Origin of the sequence: Prosthecodimorpha hirschii (assembly GCF_001305515.1) — a bacterium.
Lineage (GTDB): Bacteria > Pseudomonadota > Alphaproteobacteria > Rhizobiales > Ancalomicrobiaceae > Prosthecodimorpha > Prosthecodimorpha hirschii.
Genome location: NZ_LJYW01000001.1, coordinates 6,102,204 through 6,119,575, shown reverse-complemented (window position 1 = coordinate 6,119,575; position 17,372 = coordinate 6,102,204). Strand labels below are relative to the sequence as shown.

15 protein-coding genes are annotated in these 17,372 nt (G+C 69.6%); 7 read left to right on the top strand and 8 right to left on the bottom strand.

The window, feature by feature from the left end:
• Positions 1-72: 72 nt before the first annotated feature.
• Together ABB55_RS26880 and ABB55_RS26875 are read right to left on the bottom strand one after the other, a co-directional pair.
• Positions 73-1,188, bottom strand: coding sequence for an alpha/beta hydrolase (locus tag ABB55_RS26880; RefSeq protein ID WP_200912073.1), 1,116 nt, complete (start codon positions 1,186-1,188; stop codon positions 73-75).
• Between the two features lie 255 nt (positions 1,189-1,443).
• Positions 1,444-3,201: a caspase family protein gene (locus tag ABB55_RS26875; protein WP_054361578.1), complete on the bottom strand. Its 1,758-nt coding sequence runs from the start codon at positions 3,199-3,201 to the stop codon at positions 1,444-1,446.
• 220 nt (positions 3,202-3,421) lie between these two features.
• On the opposite strand from ABB55_RS26875, the gene ABB55_RS26870 reads away from it, so the two are divergent.
• Positions 3,422-4,288 (top strand): N-acetylmuramoyl-L-alanine amidase, encoded by an 867-nt coding sequence (locus ABB55_RS26870; protein WP_054361577.1) that lies wholly within the window; start codon positions 3,422-3,424, stop codon positions 4,286-4,288.
• A gap of 6 nt (positions 4,289-4,294) precedes the next feature.
• Here ABB55_RS26870 and ABB55_RS26865 read toward each other — a convergent pair whose 3' ends face one another.
• Positions 4,295-5,029, bottom strand: a complete 735-nt coding sequence (locus ABB55_RS26865) for a hypothetical protein (protein WP_054361576.1) — start codon at positions 5,027-5,029, stop codon at positions 4,295-4,297.
• A 250-nt stretch (positions 5,030-5,279) separates the two neighbouring features.
• On the opposite strand from ABB55_RS26865, the gene ABB55_RS26860 reads away from it, so the two are divergent.
• The 3 genes from ABB55_RS26860 to ABB55_RS26850 are packed head-to-tail and all read left to right on the top strand — an operon-like array spanning position 5,280 to position 9,335.
• Positions 5,280-6,293 carry an ABC transporter permease gene (locus ABB55_RS26860; protein WP_054361575.1) on the top strand — a complete coding sequence of 338 codons (1,014 nt, stop codon included), beginning with the start codon at positions 5,280-5,282 and terminating at the stop codon, positions 6,291-6,293.
• Positions 6,290-7,249, top strand: a complete 960-nt coding sequence (locus tag ABB55_RS26855; protein WP_244472133.1) for an ABC transporter permease — start codon at positions 6,290-6,292, stop codon at positions 7,247-7,249. Before ABB55_RS26860 ends, ABB55_RS26855 begins: the two co-directional genes overlap by 4 nt.
• 4 nt (positions 7,250-7,253) lie before the next feature.
• Positions 7,254-9,335 (top strand): dipeptide ABC transporter ATP-binding protein, encoded by a 2,082-nt coding sequence (locus ABB55_RS26850; RefSeq protein ID WP_054361574.1) that lies wholly within the window; start codon positions 7,254-7,256, stop codon positions 9,333-9,335.
• Between the two features lie 207 nt (positions 9,336-9,542).
• Here ABB55_RS26850 and ABB55_RS26845 read toward each other — a convergent pair whose 3' ends face one another.
• The gene (locus ABB55_RS26845) at positions 9,543-9,965 is read right to left on the bottom strand and encodes a YciI family protein (protein ID WP_054361573.1); all 423 of its coding nucleotides are present in this window, start codon (positions 9,963-9,965) and stop codon (positions 9,543-9,545) included.
• Positions 9,966-10,165: 200 nt separating this feature from the next.
• Between ABB55_RS26845 and ABB55_RS26840 the strand changes: the two genes are divergently transcribed.
• Positions 10,166-10,609: a hypothetical protein gene (locus tag ABB55_RS26840; protein WP_054361572.1), complete on the top strand. Its 444-nt coding sequence runs from the start codon at positions 10,166-10,168 to the stop codon at positions 10,607-10,609.
• Between the two features lie 64 nt (positions 10,610-10,673).
• Here ABB55_RS26840 and ABB55_RS26835 read toward each other — a convergent pair whose 3' ends face one another.
• Entirely contained in the window at positions 10,674-11,282 is a 609-nt protein-coding gene (locus ABB55_RS26835) for an alpha/beta fold hydrolase (protein WP_244472132.1), read from the bottom strand.
• A gap of 346 nt (positions 11,283-11,628) precedes the next feature.
• Between ABB55_RS26835 and ABB55_RS26830 the strand changes: the two genes are divergently transcribed.
• Both ABB55_RS26830 and ABB55_RS26825 read left to right on the top strand, forming a co-directional pair.
• Positions 11,629-13,266: a DEAD/DEAH box helicase gene (locus ABB55_RS26830; RefSeq protein ID WP_083463984.1), complete on the top strand. Its 1,638-nt coding sequence runs from the start codon at positions 11,629-11,631 to the stop codon at positions 13,264-13,266.
• Between the two features lie 197 nt (positions 13,267-13,463).
• Positions 13,464-14,522: a GGDEF domain-containing protein gene (locus ABB55_RS26825; RefSeq protein WP_054361570.1), complete on the top strand. Its 1,059-nt coding sequence runs from the start codon at positions 13,464-13,466 to the stop codon at positions 14,520-14,522.
• Between the two features lie 18 nt (positions 14,523-14,540).
• On the opposite strand, the gene ABB55_RS26820 is transcribed toward ABB55_RS26825, so the two are convergent.
• From ABB55_RS26820 to ABB55_RS26810, 3 genes are all read right to left on the bottom strand, one after another.
• On the bottom strand, positions 14,541-16,097 hold the full coding sequence (locus ABB55_RS26820) for a caspase family protein (RefSeq protein WP_054361569.1): 1,557 nt from the start codon (positions 16,095-16,097) through the stop codon (positions 14,541-14,543).
• A 94-nt stretch (positions 16,098-16,191) separates the two neighbouring features.
• Positions 16,192-16,569, bottom strand: a complete 378-nt coding sequence (locus ABB55_RS26815; RefSeq protein ID WP_054361568.1) for a TfoX/Sxy family protein — start codon at positions 16,567-16,569, stop codon at positions 16,192-16,194.
• A 48-nt stretch (positions 16,570-16,617) separates the two neighbouring features.
• On the bottom strand, positions 16,618-17,292 hold the full coding sequence (locus ABB55_RS26810) for a DUF2459 domain-containing protein (RefSeq protein WP_054361567.1): 675 nt from the start codon (positions 17,290-17,292) through the stop codon (positions 16,618-16,620).
• Between the last annotated feature and the right edge of the window lie 80 nt (positions 17,293-17,372).

Sequence of the window (17,372 nt, the reverse complement as noted above, 5' to 3'; positions counted from 1 at the left end):
CAGCTCGTTGTCCCGGCCGGAACGCAGGTTCCGGCCGTTTTTTTTGTCGGTCGCCCAAAGCCGCCGCGATCGTTACGGCCGCTTGAAATCGGGCGCGCGCGCCGCGCCGGTGATGATCGGGTCGGCCGCCCCCTCCGTCGCCCCGACCAGATCGGCGCGCGGGTAGCCGGGCACGCGGGCGAGCACGGCGCGCAGCGGCTCGGTCGCCCAGGCGCGCGAGACGAAATCGCGATGCTCGGTGCCCGGCGCCTCGACGAAGCGGACCTCGCCCGGCGCGATCCGGCGCAGCGGCGGCCCGGACTGGATCGGCCCGGCCCCGGCGACCAGGGCGGCGAGGCGGCGCTGGGCGGACGCGGTCGACGGCGAGGCAGCGCTGACGAAGAAGGCGTTGCGGCGCCGGGCGATGAAGCGGGCGAAGCGCTCCTCCTCGCCGAACAGCGCGTCGAGCAGGATGACGCCGGCGAGGCGGTCGGCGACGCCGCCGACCTCGAGCCCGAAGGCGGCCGGCAGGTAGCCGCCGCTATAGGCGGCGATCACCACCGGCGAGGTCGCGAAGCGCTGGGCGCTGACCGGGTCGCCATGCAGGCGCGCGAGTTGGACGGCAGCCTCCTCCAGAAACAGCTTCAGGTGTCCCGGCTCCCAGAAGCGGCCGGCACTGGAATCGAGCGCATCGACGGCCAGTTGCGGCGCGACCAGCACGGCATTGAGGCCGGAGGCCGCGACCTGGCGGGCGACGCCCTGACGATCGCGCACGTCGCGATCGAGCCGCGCCTCGTTGCCGTGCAGATAGAGCACGATCAGCGCCGGCCGGGCCGGATCGAAGCCGCGCGGGATCGACAGCAGCACGCGCCGGTCCGCATAGGTCCGGTCCTCGAAATAGACCCCGCCGCGCGGCGCGGTGTGGCCGAGCCGGCCGTCGCGCTCGACATCCAGGAACGGCTTGCCGGTGCCCGGAATGGTGCCGCGATAGGGGAACGGCGCGGTCTCGAAGGGCACGATGCGGGTCAGGGTTTCGGCCACGGCGAGTTGTCCGGCTTCGCGTCCGTCGGCCCGCGCCAGGCGCAGTGCGATCGGATCGCGCGGCGCCTCCGCCGCATCGGCGGGTGTCGGCTGCCAGCCGGCGAGACCGGCGAACAGCAGGATGGCGGCAAGGCGATTGCAGGCAAGGCGATCGCAGGCAAGGCGCATGAATTCGGTCCCGGTGGAGACCGATCCCCGCCGATCCGATCACGCGACCGCCGCGGGCAGGCTCCCGACAGGAGTGTCGGACAGGAGGCTTGAGGATTCGTTAACCATGACCGCCGGGGTGTTTCCAGGACCGAGGCGGGCGCGGTCTTCCTTCGGCGACCCGCCGAGACGGGCCCGCGTCGCCGTCCGCACGGTTCATGCCGGATGTCCGGCGCGGGCCCCCAGCCTGTCGGGGCCGCGCGCACCGCGTCCGGTTCACTGATACTCGGTGCGGCAGCAGCGCACGAAGCGGGAACTGACCCAGCCGGTGCGCCCGCGCAGCACCTCGACCCGGTACCAGTCGCCACGGGATTCCAGGACCTTGAGCTTGGTATTCTCAACCAGTTTCTCAACCACATTGGCGAGCGTCGGATCGGCGTAGGGCGAACTGCGCAGGGCGAGCCAGCGGTCCTCGATCGTGGTGAAGCCGGAGACGTAGTGGTAATTGGCCGAACTGGTCGTCAGGCGTCCGGCCGATCCGCCCGTGCTGCCGGCCGACGCGGTCGAGGTGCCCTGATCGCAGCGCATGAAGCGTGCGGCGGCCCAGCCGATCTGGCCGGTGTCGCTCTCGATCCGGTTCCAGTCGCCGCTCGTCTCGATCAGCCGCACGCGGCTGTCCTCCTGCAGGCGCTCGACCAGATTGCCGAGCGTCGGATCCGCATAGGGCGTGCTGCGCAGGGCGAGCCAGCGGTCGACCACGGTGGTGAAGCCGCCGATGGTGCAGGTCCGCCGGTCCGGCGCAGGCGGCGGGGTGTAGGTCGTCGCCGGCGGGGTATAGACCGGCGGCGGGGTATAGACCGGCGGCACGGGGTCCGGCACCGGATCGGGCGGCGGCGCGACCGCGGCGACGGCGGTCGCCGGCAGGCTGCGCAGCCGATCGAGCGCGGCGCTGCGGGCGATGCAGGCCTCGCAGACCCGGGCGATGAAGATCAGCAGCCGCTCGCGGTCGAAGCCGGCCTCCTCCAGGCCGCGCCGCTCCGACAGGATGACGCCGAGCCGGCGCGACACCTCCGCCCGGATCTCGGGATTGCGGGCGGAGGCGACCAGCGCGTTCAGGGCATACTCGTCCCAGCCGGCCCGGCCGAGCGCCGCGGCGTCGGCATCGTAGGACGGCACCGGCGCGATCGACGGCGTGACCGCATTTGCCGCCGGACCGGTCGCGGCCCCCTCTCCAACCGCGCCGAGCATGATCGGCTCGCTGCCGATCGAACCGGTGCGGTAGGGCTCCTGCGGTTCGCGGTTCTGGCGGCGCGCCATGTCGCGCGTCGAGCGGATCACGTCGTCGCGGACCCGGCGCAGCGCGAATTCGACCTCGACGCCGGGCTCGGTCAGATGTTCGACCAGCGCCGCCGTAAACGGGCTGAGACCGCCCTCCCCGTCGAAGGCAACCCGGCCCGGGCCAGTCGCGTAGCCGATCAGCGTGTTGGAGACGACCGGTTCGGCGCGCGCCAGGCCGCGCGTGAAGGCCCCCTTGGTGGCGACCCGCTTCATGCCGGTCAGGAACGGATTGTCGCGGCAGGCGTCGAGCAGCACGAGGCGCAGCTTGGCGACGCTATCGAGCGAGGCGAGCACGTCGTCGAGCGGGATCGCCTGATACTTGACCTCGCGGTCGGTGGTCAGCCGGGCGTCGACCGGGACCAGATAGTTCATGCCCGAGACTTCGATGCCGTGGCCGGAATAGAACACGACCGCGATATCGGCGCCGCGCGCCTCGTCCTGGAAGGCGTCCAGGATGCGCGACATCGAGGCACGGTCGAGATCCTTGCCGGCAATGACGGCATCGAAGCCGGCCTTCTTGAAGAGCGCCTCCATGGCGTCGGCGTCGTTGACGGCGTTGACCAGCGGCGCGTTCGGATAGGCCGCATTGCCGATGACCAGCGCGACGCGCTTGCCGGCGGCACCGGCCGGTCCGCCATCCAGCCCGGCCATCGCCAAGATGGCCACCAGCATGATCCAGAGCGCACGCCCGACCATAGCCCCACCCGCGTTTCCGCTGCCCCCCGGCAGGTCCGATGAATATGATGACGCCATGGAATGGCGCCGTATGCAATCGTTGGGATGGGTGTCCGGGGGTCCTCAAGGCGTCAAAAATCTTGGAGCCGCCCGCCGCAGACCCTGGGCCTTGCGCACCGGGTCGCCGGAATGGTCAAGTCGCCGGGTTCCGCATTGCCGCTTCGTCGAGGATCGCGCGCCCGTGCCCCTCCGCCACCACCTTGCCGCCCGCCTCGGCGCGACCCTTCTGGCGGCTGCCGCAACCGCGCCGGCCGCGGCGCTCGAAGCCGCGGCGGGACCTTCCGGATGCCGGCCGGCCGATCTGGTCGTGGTGCTCGATGTCGGCCACACGCCCGAGCAATCCGGCTCGGCGAGCGCGACCGGCCGGCGCGAATACGACCTGAACCTGGCACTCGCCGAGGCGATCGCCCGCGAGGCGGTCGCAGCCGGCTTCACGGCGACGCAGGTCATGAAGACGACCGGGTCCGGGCGGCCGCAACTGGAGAGCCGCAGCCGGCGCGCGGCCGAGATCGGCGCCGGCCTGTTCCTGTCGATCCACCACGATGCCGTGCAGGACCGCTACCTGAAGACCTGGTTCGCCAACGGCGCCACGCGCCGCTATTCCGATCTCTTCGCCGGCCATTCCCTGTTCGTCTCCGAACTCGGCGCGCGGCCGGCCGAGAGTTTCGGCTTCGCCCTGCGGCTCGGCGACCGGCTGCAATCGATCGGCATGCGCCCGACGCGCCACCACAACGAGCCGATCCCGGGCGAGAACCGGCCGTTCCTGGACGAGGCGCGCGGTATCCACCGCTACGACGAACTGATCGTGCTGAAGACCGCCGCCATGCCGGCCGTGCTGTTCGAGGCCGGCGTCATCGTCAACCGCGCGGAGGAGCGGCGCATCGTGCGGCCGGAATTCCGCCGCTGCGTCGCCCGCGCGGTCGCCGCCGCCCTGGCCGACTGGTGCCCCGGCGACAAACCGCCGGAGCCCCTCGCCTGCCGGATGCCGACGCCGGACGGCGGCGCGCTGTCGGAAGAGCCCGAGACCGGCACCGGCGGGACGGAATAGCCGCGATCAGAAGCGGTGACGGTAGCCGACCGAAACCACGTTGGAGCCGCCCCAGACGCCGTTGAAGGTGCCGAAAACGCCCGAGCGGTGGTGGAAGCGGAATACGAACTCGTGTTCCTTGTGGTCGGGCAGCGCGAAGGTCAGTTCCGGCGCGAAATAATGCAGGATGTGCGAGCGGCGGCGGCTCGCCAGTTCCTCGCGCGGGAAACTGTCCAGATAGTTGAGGCCGGTCGAGGCGGCGAGCGTCGTATAGAGCCGGTCGTTCCAGAAGAAGCCGTCGTAGCGGACGAAGGTCGCCACCCAGGCCTCGTTGCCGGAATAGCGCGGCCCGAAGCGGTGGCCGACGCCGCCTTCCAGCTCGACCGAGAAATCGGTCCAGAAGCGGCCGATGCGGCGGTTCACGGCAGCGCCGGTCCAGACATAGTCCTCCGGGTGCAGCAGCCACGGCTTGATCAGCAGCTGGTGCATGTCGTGCTGGCCGCCCGACGAGCCGAAGAACACGGCGAGGCCCCAGAGCTTCTCCGTCGCGATCGGGGCGGGCGACAGGAGGCTCGCATCGGGGATCGTCGGCGCGACCGCAACGGGCGCGGGCGCGAGAAGGTCGGCGGCCGCAGCGTGCGACGCCGCGACCGAGGCGCCGGCAAGCCAGACGGCCGCGAGACCGGCGCGCGCCGCGCGTGATCGTGCGGTGGGACCGCCGGAGCCGGGCGTCTGGGACTGGTTTGAATCGGGTCGCCGCATAGCCTGCTCACGGTTACATATCGGTCACATTCGCAAAAGCCCAGGCGAGCGCCGCGGGGGCTTTCCTGATGCCGCGGTGCAAACCGGCAACGGTCGCCGGCGGGGCCGCCGTGCCGATCCGGCCGGCACCGTCGAAATCGTCCAATCGCGACGGAAATCGAAGCCAAGGTCGCCCGATGGGTCGCAATCGGGACAACACCGCGTCAGGAATGGCCCGTAATCTCATGCTCATGTCCCGTCGGATGCCGTCATGATCCAGGCTGTGGTGCGAAAGTTCGTTTCTCTGGTGCTGACGCTGCTCGCGGCGTCGTTCCTGGTTTTCGCCGTTACGGAATTCTCCCCCGGCAATGTCGCGCGCAAGACGCTCGGCCCGTACGCGCCGCAGGAGAGCGTCGACCTCCTTTATAGTAAGCTGGGTCTGAACGATCCCTTGCCGATCCGTTACGCGCGCTGGCTCGGCGTGCTGGTCGGCGCCAAGGCCGATCCGCTGCAGGATCCCGCGCTGGGGCTCGACTTCAAGGATCCGCGCGGCGACCGCTACTTCCTGAATTTCGGCTATTCGTCGCTCTACAAGGTCCCGGTCAACGACGTGATCTGGAAGCGGCTCGGCAACACGGCGCTGCTCGCCGGCCTCGCCTTCGGGCTGATCGTGCCGCTGGCGCTGGTGCTCGGCATCCTCGCCGGCATGCGCGAGGGCAGCGTGCTCGACCGGACGATCTCGGTCTTCGGCATCGTCACCACCTCGGTGCCGGAATTCGCCTCCGGCGTGTTCCTGGTCGCAATCTTCGTGGTCTGGCTCGGCTGGCTGCCGGGCACCAGCCCGCTCGATGCCGGGGCCGGCTGGCCGATCTGGTCGCAGCTGATCCTGCCGGTCGCCGTCCTGGTGCTCTACGACACCGGCTATGTGGTGCGCATGGTGCGCGGCTCGATGGCCGAGGTGATGAGCAAGGCCTATATCCGCACCGCCATCCTGAAGGGCCTGCCGTTCCGGGACGTGGTGGTCCGCCACGGCGTGCGCAACGCCATGATCGCGCCCTTCACGGTCATCCTGCTGCAGATCAACTTCCTGATCTCCGGCGTCGTGGTGACCGAGATGGTGTTCTCCTATCCGGGCTTCGGCCGCATGATCCTGGAGGCGTCGCTGTTCGGCGACATCCAGCTGGTCGAGGCGGCGACCCTCATCGCCCTGGTCGTGGCGGTGGCGACGCAGTTCGTCAGCGACATCGGCTACGCCCTCCTCAACCCGCAGATCCGGCTGTCATGACCGCGCCCCCCGTCCCGACGAACAACGTCCCGACGAACAACGTCCCGACGCCCGACGCCGCCAAGCCTGAGGCTGCGAAGTCAGGCGCACGGCCGAGCGCGGCCGAGATTCGGGCCGACGCGATCGAGCGGCCGCCCGGCCTGATCCGTCGCCTGCCGACCTCCGGCGTCGCCATGGTCGGCATCGGCATCATCCTGTTCTGGACGATCCTCGCCATCACGGCCCCCTGGCTGCCGATCGATCCGCCGAACAAGTCCGATCTCGCCTCCTTCGCCAATCCGGGGCCGTCGGCCGCCCATTGGCTCGGCGTCGACATCAAGGGCCGCGACATCCTCGCGCGCATCATCTGGGGCGCGCAGCGCGTGCTGACCGTCGCCCCCCTCGCCGCGCTCTGCGCCTATCTGGTCGGCTGCCCGCTCGGCCTCCTCGCCGGCTACTACGGCGGCAAGGTCGATGCGGTCGTGTCGCGCGCCGGCGACGTGATCCTGTCCTTCCCGATCATCATCCTCTACGTGATCCTGATCGCCACGATCGGCCCGTCGATCCTCAACATCATGCTCGCCGTGGTGCTCGCCTCCGGTCCCGGCGTGGCGCGCATCGTGCGCGGCCTGACGCTCGAGCAGCGCCATCTCGACTATGTCGCGGCGGCGGAGCTCCGGCGCGAGAGCGCGTTCTACATCATGTTCGTGGAGCTGCTGCCCAACTGCCGCGGCCCGCTGATCACCGATTTCTGCCTGCGCGTCGGCTACACGATCATCACCATCGGCATCCTCGGCTTCCTCGGCCTCGGCCTGCCGCCGCCGGATCCCGACTGGGGCACCATGGTCAAGGAAGGCACGACCATGATCTCGATCCGGCCGCACATGTCGCTGTTCCCGGCCATCGCCATCGTGACACTGGTGCTCGGCTTCAACCTCGTCGCCGACGGACTGCGCGAACTCTCGCTGAAGGACTGAGCCGATGGCCGCGCCCACCCCCTCCGCGTCCGCGCCGCTGCTGTCGATCGAACATCTGAAGGTCGAGTACCATTCCGCGGCCGGCACCGTGGTGGCGATCCCGGACCTGACGCTCTCCATCGCGCCGGGCGAGAGCTATGGCCTCGTCGGCGAATCCGGCTGCGGCAAGTCCACGCTGCTGATGGCGGTGATGCGCCATCTGGGCGCGACCGGACGCATCGCCGGCGGCCGCATCCTGTTCGGCGGGCGCGACATCGCCGCTGCGGCGGAAACCGATCTCGGCGACGTGCGCGGCCGCGGCATCTCGATGGTCTACCAGGATCCGAACGCGGCCCTGAACCCGACCATGAAGATCGGCCGGCAGCTGATGGAAGTGCCGATGCTGCATGCCGGGCTCGATGCCGGTGCGGCGCGCGAGGAGGCGCGGCGGGTGCTGCGCGAGGTGCACCTGCCCGATCCCGACAGCGTCATGCAGCGCTATCCGCACCAGCTGTCGGGCGGCCAGAAGCAGCGCGTGGTGATCGCCATGGCGCTGCTGGCCAAGCCGCAGCTGCTGCTGCTCGACGAGCCGACCACCGGCCTCGACGTGACGGTGGAGGCGGCCGTGCTCGACCTGGTCGGCGAGCTGCGCGACCGTTTCGGCACGGCGCTGCTCTACATCACCCACAATCTCGGCGTGGTCGCCAAGGTCTGCGAACGCGTCGGCGTGATGTATCTCGGCGACCTGGTCGAGGAGGCGCCCGTGCGCGAACTCTTCGCCCGGCCGCGCCATCCCTATACGCGCCGGCTGATGGCCTGCGTGCCGCATCTCGGCGGCGACAAATACACGACCTCGTTCCTGCCGATCCCCGGCCAGCCGCCGGGCCTGTCGCGCCGTCCGCCCGGCTGCGGCTTCGCCCCGCGCTGCGAGGGCTTCGTCGCCGGCCGCTGCGACAGGCCGGTACCGGAGGAACGGGCCGAGCCGAACCACCGCATCCGCTGCATCCGCCATCGCGAAGTCGACAGTTTCGAGGGCACCAGCCAGGGCGCGGTGCATCCCGGGCGGCCGGGCGACACCACCATCCTGGCGGCCGAGCATCTCGCCAAGGTCTACGATCTCGGCCGCCCGGCCTTCTCGGCGCGCGCGCGCAAGCTGATCGCCAACGACGATCTGAACTTCTCGGCCCGCAACGGCGAGATCATCGCCATCGTCGGCGAATCGGGCTCCGGCAAGTCGACCTTCGCTCGGGTGCTGGCCGGCCTGCAGCCGGCCTCGGCCGGCCGGCTGATGGTGCTCGGCGACGATCTCTCGGCCAAGAGCGCCCGCGCTCGCACCTCCGACCAGCTCGCGCAAATCCAGATGGTGTTCCAGAACCCGGACGCGACGCTCAATCCCTCGCACAGCGCCGGCTTCCCGATCGCGCGGGTTCTCAAGAAGTTCGGCATCGTCTCGGGCGCCAAGGCGATCGACGCGCGCATCGATGCGCTGTTCGACATGGTCCGCCTGCCGCGCGCCTTGAAGCGGCAGCGGCCGGGCCGGCTCTCCGGCGGCCAGAAGCAGCGCGTCGCGATCGCCCGCGCCTTCGCGGCCGAGCCTTCGATCCTGGTCGCCGACGAGCCGGTCTCGGCGCTCGACGTCTCGGTGCAGGCGGCGATCGTCAACCTGCTCCTGCAGATCCAGGCCGATCGCGGCACCACCATCGTGTTCATCAGCCACGACCTGGCGCTGGTCCGCCATCTCGCCGACAGCGTGATCGTGATGTATCTCGGCCGGGTGATGGAACAGGGGCCGGTCGGCCGGCTGTTCGACCCGCCCTATCACCCCTATACCGAGGCGCTGCTCTCCGCCGTGCCGGTCGCCGATCCGACGGTGACCCAGGCGCGCATCCGCCTGGAGGGCGAGATCCCGAGCCCGATCGACGTGCCGAAGGGGTGCCGTTTCTCCGGCCGCTGCCCGCGCAAGCTCGGCCCGGACTGCGACACGGTCCCGCCGCCGGCGCGCGAGGCCGGCGACGGTCATGTCATCTATTGCCATATCCCGGTCGAGGACCTCGCCCGTCTGGCGCCGATCGTGCGTCACGAAAAGGCCGGCGCCGCCGTCGCCTGACCCGACGCCGGTCCAGGGTCTGGGCCTCACGGGTCGGAGCCTCCTCCCTGGTGCGGCGACGCGCCGGGGGGCCCGGCGCTTGCCGAACGGCGCCTAGAGCCTGTCCCGGTCAGATCGAAACGATCTGACCGAAAAGGACCGGCTCAAGCCACTGAATCTGGAGCATTTCCTTGTCGATTGGATGAGTCCATCCAATCGGAAAATGCTCTAGGATCCGGCCAGCGTCGCGCGCAGCCGATCCTCCTGCGCGACCAGGTCCGGCGTCATCGCCTCGCCGAAATCGGCCATTTCGTAGAGCGGGCGGATTTCGATCTCGCTCGGCTCCGGCATCGGGTTGGGGCATCGCTTGACCCAGGCGACCGCCTCGTCCAGGTCCTTGACCTGCCAGATCCAGAAGCCGGCGATCAACTCCTTGGTCTCCGCGAAGGGGCCGTCGATGACGGTGCGCGACGCCCCGTCGAAGGCGATGCGCTTGCCGGCCGAGGACGGCTTCAGCCCGTCGCCGGCCTGCATGATGCCGGCCGCCACCAGTTCCTCATTGAAGCGGCCCATCGCCTCCAGAAGCTCCGTCGACGGCAGCGTGCCCGCCTCGCTGGACGCCGTCGCCTTCACGATCACCATCACGCGCATGTCTTCCGTCCTCCTCGTCGGCTCGGGTCCCCTCGACCCGTCGGAGAGATGACGCCGGAACCGCCGTCGGGCCGACAGCGGCGGGCGCCATTTTTCCAGTATGGCCGCAACCCGCTCCGCGGACGTGACCGGGCCGGCCCTGTCCGGCGGGGCGCTCTATGCTAGATGTCGATCAAACGAACCGATCGAAACGAGGTTCCATGCCGCTCCGCCGCCTTGCCCTCGCCGCCCTGGTCGCCATGCCGGCCGCCCATGCCCGGGCCGACGCCCTCGCCGACCGGATCGGGCAGATCCCGGCGGAGGTCGAGGAAACACGACTGGTCGGCGAATGGACCGAAGGCACGGAAACCGGCACCTACCGGATCGTCGTGGTCCGCACCGGCCTTCAGGAGGTGCGCACCCGGCTCTTCGTGCAGTGGATCGTGCCGTCGGAGGCGGCGCCGCGCCTCAAGGCGACCACAGAGATCGAGGAGGTGATCGAGCTCGGCGGCGACGTGAAGGAGACCACCATCGAACTGGCCGACAACACGCTGCAGATGACCGTCGACCTCGGCGGCAGCGCCAGGACCGCCGGCCAGTATCTGGTCACCGTCGAGGCGCCCGGGCGCTATTCCTTCAAGAAGGCGCCGCCGGCACCGCAGTGACGGACGACGAGGCCGCCCATCGCACAGGCCGCCCCTGGCACGGGCCGCCCGACCGTGCCCGGGCTTAGGCTAGGAGCCAGTCGCGCAGAGCCGCGGAGACCGCGTCCGGCCGCTCCAGCGTCGACAGATGTCCGGCCTCCTCGACCACGACGAGACGGCTGCCGGCGATGCCGTCGCGCATTTCGCGGGCGAGATCCGGTGGCGTGATGGCATCCTCGGCCCCGACCAGGACCAGCGTCGGGCACCTTATGGCGGCGAGCCCGGGCCGCGAATCGACACGGTTCAGGATCGCGGTCTGCTGGCGGACGAAGGCATCGGCGCCGGTCGCCGACGCCATGGCGCGCACCGTGCCGGTCAACGCATCGTCGCCGTGATGGCGCGCGGCCAGCAGCTTCGGGATCTGCAGGTCGGGAATGCGGGCGAAGCCGCCGCGCTCGGCGATCGCGATCTGTTGCCGGCGAAGCTCCTGGGCCTCGGGGCTGTCGGCGCGCGCCTGGGTATCGAGCAGCGCCAGACGGTCGACCCGCTCCGGGGCCTGGCGCAGGATCTCGAAGGCGAGGTAGCCGCCCATCGACAGGCCGGCGAGCGCGAAGCGCGCCGGAGCGTCCGCCAGGATGGCGGCGGCCAGATCCGCCATGGCGTCGTGGGCCGTGTGATCGGCAACCGCAACCATGCGTCCCGCCCCCAGCGTGCAAAGCTGCGGCCCCCACAAGGCCGCCGTACAATTGAGCCCGGGTATCATGAGAAGGGGAAGTGTCACGGCTTGCGATCCTCGGCACCAGTCCACGGGCCGGGGCGGCGCCATGGCAGATCAGAGAATAATCACGATTCCCGGACCAATAACGGCGCTTTTCAAATTCTGAGATTGACTTTTTCATCTCGGTCCGTATGTTGCGCGGGTCTTTCGCAGTGCACCATCAGCCTGCGCGCCGCCCGCATGCGAATTCGGACAGCAAGCCCTAGCGGAGGCCGATTGACGGTCCTCAGTCGGGCATGACGGCGACGCAGCCACGGGACCCATGACCGAACAGCCAACCGCTCCGCAGACCGACGCTCCGATCGAGGCGTCCGAGTCTCTCCAGGCCGAAACGCCCCGCTTCTCCGATCTCGGCCTGTCAGAGAAGGTTCTCGCAGCCGTCTCGGCCGCAGGCTATGTCGTTCCGACTCCGATCCAGGCCCAGGCGATCCCGATCGTGCTCGAATTGCGCGACATCGTCGGCGTGGCCCAGACCGGCACCGGCAAGACGGCCTCCTTCGTGCTGCCGATGTTGACCCGCCTCGAAAAGGGCCGGGCCCGGGCGCGCATGCCGCGCACGCTGATCCTCGAACCGACGCGCGAACTCGCCGCGCAGGTCGAGGAGAATTTCAACAAATACGGCATCAACCACAAGCTGACCGTCGCGCTGCTGATCGGCGGCGTCTCGCTCGACGAGCAGGTCAAGAAGCTCGATCGCGGCGTCGACGTGCTGATCGCGACGCCCGGCCGTCTGCTCGATCTGTTCGAGCGCGGCCGCATCCTGATGAACGGGGTCGAAATCCTGGTCATCGACGAAGCCGACCGCATGCTCGACATGGGCTTCATTCCGGACATCGAGCGCATCTGCAAGATGCTGCCGCCGAGCCGGCAGACCATGATGTTCTCGGCCACCATGCCGCCCGAGATCAAGCGGCTCGCCGATACCTTCCTGCGCGACCCGAAGCGCGTCGAGACCGCCAAGCCGGCGACCACGGCCAAGACCGTGTCGCAGTTCCTGGTCGCCTCCGGCCGCGAACAGCACGACAAGCGCGACGTTCTGCGCACCCTGGTGCGCGATTCGAAGGACCTCAAGAACGCGATCGTGTTCTGCAACCGCAAGCGCGACGTGCAGATCGTCTATCGCAGCCTGGAAAAGCACGGCTTCAATGTCGGCGCGCTGCACGGCGACATGGACCAGCGCGCCCGCATGGCGACGCTCGACGGCTTCCGGGCCGGCCGCATCACCCTTCTGGTCGCCTCCGATGTCGCCGCGCGCGGGCTCGACATCCCGGATGTCAGCCACGTCTACAATTACGATGTGCCGGTTCATGCCGAGGACTATGTCCACCGCATCGGCCGCACCGGTCGGGCCGGGCGATCCGGCGTGGCCATCACCATCGTCACCGATCTCGACGGCAAGCATCTCGCCGCGATCGAGAAGCTGACCAATCAGAAGCTCGAATGGATGGGCGAGCCGGCCGCCGCCGGCAGTGGCCGCACCTCGGAGCGTCACCGCGGTGGCGACGAGCGCCGTCGGTCCGGCCGTTCGTCGCCGGACAGCGACCGTCCGCGTCATACCGCCGCAGCTTCCGGCGAGGGCGGAAGCCGCCCGCCGCGCGGCGAGCGCCCCGGACGCTCCGAACGCCCCGAACGCCCCGAACGCCAGGAGAGTTCGCGTTCGCGGACCCGCCCGGTCGAGCCGCGCGAGAAGGCGGCCCCCGTCGAGGCGGAGGCCCGCAACCGTCCGGCACCGCGGCCCGAGCCCCGCCCCGCCCCGCGTCAGGAGCCGCGGCACGAACCGCGTCGCCAGGAGCGGCGCCATGAACCCGAAGATCAACACGCCTTCGGTCATGGCGATCAGGTCCCGGCATTCCTTCTGCGCCCGACCCGCCCTGCGAAGGCGGCCGGCTCGAGCAGGTAATTCTTGCCCGCGCCAAGTGCTCCCCCAGGGTTGCATGCTGTCGGATGACTATTTGCCCAGAGTGTGAGGATTGTTCGGGAAGCGAAACGCGGTTTTTTGCTTAACCCACGCTTAAGTCCTTGCATATAACTTCGTTTGCAATAGGCATGGGGTGCTGCTTTCGGGCCGCATCCCATTGTCCGGTTTGGGGACGGGCTATGGGCGAGAGTGATGATTTTCGTAGAACGATCGGCTACGGCGAGTCAGCGCTTGGACATCTGAAGAAGAACGCCATACCGGCCTATCCGCGCCATTATGAGCTTTGGTATACTTATGCGGCCGGCTTCAATCATTCCCTGAACAAGGCCATCAACGAGATCATTCGGCTCCGCGGTCGCATCTCGACTGCCGAGGTGGCCCAGGTCTACGATCAGTTTGTTTCGCCCAGTCGTCTCGGTGAACGCATCGAGGAGGTCGGCGGCCGTCTCTCGACCGAGATCGGCCAGGTGATGGGGGCGTTGGACAGTTCGATCGCGACGACATCCGGCTACCGCAACTCGCTCGACAACGCGACGCAGCTCCTGAACGGCGCGGAGGATGGCGCGGCCGTCAAGGTGGTGATCGACGGCCTGATCGCCGTGACGCGCAAGACCGAGCAGGCCAACAAGATCCTGGAATCGAAGCTCGAGGACAGCCGGCGCCAGATCGCCGAACTGCAGGAGAGCCTGGAGGCGATCCGCTACGAGAGCCTGACCGACGATCTGACCACCCTCGCCAATCGGAAGCATTTCGAGCATTCGATGGAACGGGCGCTCAACGATGCGAACCAGAGCAACGACCCGTTCACGTTGCTGATGACCGACATCGATCATTTCAAGAAGTTCAACGACACCTACGGCCATCAGACCGGCGACCAGGTGCTTCGCCTCGTCGCGCTCGCGGTCAAGCAGAACGTCAAGGGCCAGGACGTCGCCTGCCGGTACGGCGGCGAGGAATTCGCCGTGATCCTGCCGCGCACCAATCTGCGCCAGGCGGTGGTCGTGGCGGAACATATCCGCCAGGCGGTGATGTCCAAGGAACTGATCAAGCGCTCGACCGGCGAGAATCTCGGCCGGATCACCATCTCGATCGGCGTTTCCTCCTGGCGGCGCGGCGACACCGCCCAATCGATGATCGAGCGGGCCGACACCTCGCTCTATGCCGCCAAGCGCGGCGGCCGCAACCTGGTCCGCTGCGAAACCGACCAGGACGTGACCGGCAATTCCGAAGTGGCGTGAGGGGCGGCGGGGCGGGCGTCAGGGCTCGATGAGGATATTGCGGCAATTCCCGGTGACGCCCTCGCGTGTGGCCCATTCCACGCATTTGTAGTACTCGGCGGTGCGATCGCGCTTCGGCTTCGCGGCAGAGGTTGCGGTCGACGGCAAGGCCGCGTCGGGCTTGGTCTTCGAAGTCCCGGGAACGACGGCCGTCTTCGTGGCCTCGCAACGGCCCGATGCCGTCCGGCGTGTGCCCTTCGGACATACGGTTTCCAGCGCCACGCAGGTTTCGCCCTTGAGCTTCTCGCCGGGGCCGCAGACGGGTTTCGGCTTGCAGAGATTGTCATCGTAGCGGCGCATCTGTTCCAGGAGGCCGGCATCGATGTCGGCGACGGCAACCCGCATCTTGGCCGCGCGCCCGAAGCGAGCCAGCGCCTCGGTCGCCGCCGATGTCCATTCCCCCTCGACCGGCCCCGGCGCACAGGCAAGCCGCTGCAATTCGCGCCGCACCTCGCGTTTGATCTCTGTCAGTTCGGGTGACGCCCCGCCGGCCGCCGGCGCCGGGGTGGCGGCGGGTGCTGCCGGCGGCTTCGCCTCGGCGCCGCCGCCCGGGAGCGCGGCCACGGTCTGCTTCGCCTTGAGCGTCTCGATCCGCTCCTGGGCGAGCCGGACCAGATAGCCCTCCTTGTAGAGGTCGACGAAAGCCTGCCAGGCGCCGATGGTTCCGACCCGCTCGGCAAACTCGAAGTCGCTCCGCTCCGTCGACATGGCGGGCACGGGCGCCGCCACCGGGGCGGGCGCGGCCACGACCGGCGGCGGCGCGACGGGGGCCGGCGGCACGATATGGACCGGATCCCGGCCGAAGCTCTGGTAGAGGAACGGTTCCTGCCGGCCCGCGGTGGCGACGCGGACCTCGTCGCCGACCGCCCCGAACAGGAAGCGCACGTCGAGCCCGGGCGTTGCGATGTGGCGGATCAAGGCCGTCGTGAACGGGCTGTTGCGACCCGTGCCGTCTTCCGCCGTCGTCTTGTCCCGCGCCGCATAGGCGATCGCCTCGCGGCCGCTGGTCTCGACCCGGGCCAGACCGCGGGCGGTGGTGGCGCGCGTCAGCGTGCCGAGCCCGGCACGGAACGGATTGTCCCGGCAGGCATCGAGGATGACGAGTTTCAGACCGCGCGCCGGCTCCAGCGCCTGGCGCACGCGGTCGAGCGGGATGGTCTCGTCGGCGATGCGCGATTCGCGCTTCACCTTGGCGTCGACCGGCACCAGCCAGTTGGTGCCGCCATATTCGAAGCCGTGGCCGGCGAAGAACACGATCGCCGCCTCCGCGCCGGCCGCCTTGTCCTCGAAATCCTGCAGCGCCGTCAGCATCTGCTGCCGGGTCAGATCCTGCCGGATATCGACCTGAAAGCCGGCCGCCCCGAGCGTGGCTCCGAGATCGGCGGCGTCGTTCGGCGGATTGCGCAGGTCGCGGCCGTCCGCATAGGCGCCGTTGCCGATGACCAGGGCGATCCGGCCGGCGGCTGCCGCCCCGTCGGGAAAGAGCAGGACGGCAGCGGCAAGGGCGCATGCGGCGAGGAGGCGAGGAAGCGGCATCGGCACGATCCTGCAAAGCTATCGTCCCGTAAGGTAGCAGACTGTGCCCGCCTGCCAATTCCCCGCCCCGGCAATCCGCTTGACGCCAAGCCGCTCAGTCGGCGGCCGGCGAGCGCTTCTTGCCGCGCTTCGGCCTGGCCGGCTTGTCGGTCGCGCGGCGCGCCGCCGCCTCCATGGCGCGGCGGGCCCAGAGGCGGAACTCGTCGGGATCGTCGAAGACGCGTTCGGGCGCCCGGCGGTAGGAGGTCAGCACGGCGCCGCGGTCGGCGCGCTGGTAGGTGAAGGGGCCGAGATCCTCTTCATCGAACAACGGCGCGGTCTCGGCATCGGCCTTGAAATAGAGCGTGTCGCCGGCGACCAGCCCGAACATAGCCTCGCCGGTGAAGAGGCCCCAGCCGCCGAACATGCGCCGGAAGCGGACATCGCCGAGCGGTTCGCAGAGTTCCTTCAGGAAGTCGACCAGACCGGACATGGGGTGCCTCACAGGGCGCTGGCGCGCCTCACAGGGCGCTGGCGCGCCTCATTGGGCGCCGGCGCGCCAGCGCAGTTCCATCATCAGGGTCCTGGACAGCGTCGCCGGCAGCGGAGAGGCCGGCACGCCCGCCTCGGCGAGGCGCTCCGCGACCCAGTGATTGCAGACATTGAGGAGACTGTAGCGGCCGGTCGCCCGATAGAACAGGCTCGCGCCGTAGAGGCCCGGTCCGAGTGTCTCCGGACGTCCGCCGGGAGACAAGGCAAAGGCCGACGCCATGCCGCGCGCCAGCCGCTCGAAACCGCGCTCGCCGAGCGTCAGCCCGACCACGTCGCCGGCGGCGAAGACCCGGCGCGGATCGCCCGAGAAGGCGAAGACATGCAGCACGCTGCCGTCGTCGAGCCCGGCCAGCGCGCTCAGCGCCATGCCGATCCGGACATCGCCGAGCGTCGGGGCGAGCCGATAGAAGGCCTCGTCGCCCCAGCCGATCTCCAGCCAGTCGGCGCCGGCGAAGCGGGCGGCCAGATCGCCGAGCGCGGGCGATCCCGTCGCCGCCGCGACCGCGCCGATCCGGCTGAGCGGCACGATCAGGCCGACATGATAGCCGTGATCGACCAGCAGAACCGGCACGGCGGCATCGTCGCCGCGCGGCGGGTAGAGGTCGGACCGCACGGGCCGCGCCGTCAGGACCAGGGCGAGGCCGCCCACCCCGACCAGAAGCACGACGGCCCAGGCACTCCATCGGAGACATACCCGGACCCGCCGCATGGTGCCGCCCTCCCCGGCCCTTCGGCCGCGCCCGG

What these genes read in the sequence shown, in the direction of transcription:
- ABB55_RS26880 (WP_200912073.1), bottom strand. Translation starts at nt 1,188, where the DNA reads ATGCGCCTTGCCTGCGATCGCCTTGCCTGCAATCGCCTTGCCGCCATC.
- ABB55_RS26875 (WP_054361578.1), bottom strand. Translation starts at nt 3,201, where the DNA reads ATGGTCGGGCGTGCGCTCTGGATCATGCTGGTGGCCATCTTGGCGATG.
- ABB55_RS26865 (WP_054361576.1), bottom strand. Translation starts at nt 5,029, where the DNA reads ATGCGGCGACCCGATTCAAACCAGTCCCAGACGCCCGGCTCCGGCGGT.
- ABB55_RS26860 (WP_054361575.1), top strand. Translation starts at nt 5,280, where the DNA reads ATGATCCAGGCTGTGGTGCGAAAGTTCGTTTCTCTGGTGCTGACGCTG.
- ABB55_RS26855 (WP_244472133.1), top strand. Translation starts at nt 6,290, where the DNA reads ATGACCGCGCCCCCCGTCCCGACGAACAACGTCCCGACGAACAACGTC.
- ABB55_RS26850 (WP_054361574.1), top strand. Translation starts at nt 7,254, where the DNA reads ATGGCCGCGCCCACCCCCTCCGCGTCCGCGCCGCTGCTGTCGATCGAA.
- ABB55_RS26845 (WP_054361573.1), bottom strand. Translation starts at nt 9,965, where the DNA reads ATGCGCGTGATGGTGATCGTGAAGGCGACGGCGTCCAGCGAGGCGGGC.
- ABB55_RS26840 (WP_054361572.1), top strand. Translation starts at nt 10,166, where the DNA reads ATGCCGCTCCGCCGCCTTGCCCTCGCCGCCCTGGTCGCCATGCCGGCC.
- ABB55_RS26835 (WP_244472132.1), bottom strand. Translation starts at nt 11,282, where the DNA reads ATGGTTGCGGTTGCCGATCACACGGCCCACGACGCCATGGCGGATCTG.
- ABB55_RS26830 (WP_083463984.1), top strand. Translation starts at nt 11,629, where the DNA reads ATGACCGAACAGCCAACCGCTCCGCAGACCGACGCTCCGATCGAGGCG.
- ABB55_RS26825 (WP_054361570.1), top strand. Translation starts at nt 13,464, where the DNA reads ATGGGCGAGAGTGATGATTTTCGTAGAACGATCGGCTACGGCGAGTCA.
- ABB55_RS26820 (WP_054361569.1), bottom strand. Translation starts at nt 16,097, where the DNA reads ATGCCGCTTCCTCGCCTCCTCGCCGCATGCGCCCTTGCCGCTGCCGTC.
- ABB55_RS26815 (WP_054361568.1), bottom strand. Translation starts at nt 16,569, where the DNA reads ATGTCCGGTCTGGTCGACTTCCTGAAGGAACTCTGCGAACCGCTCGGC.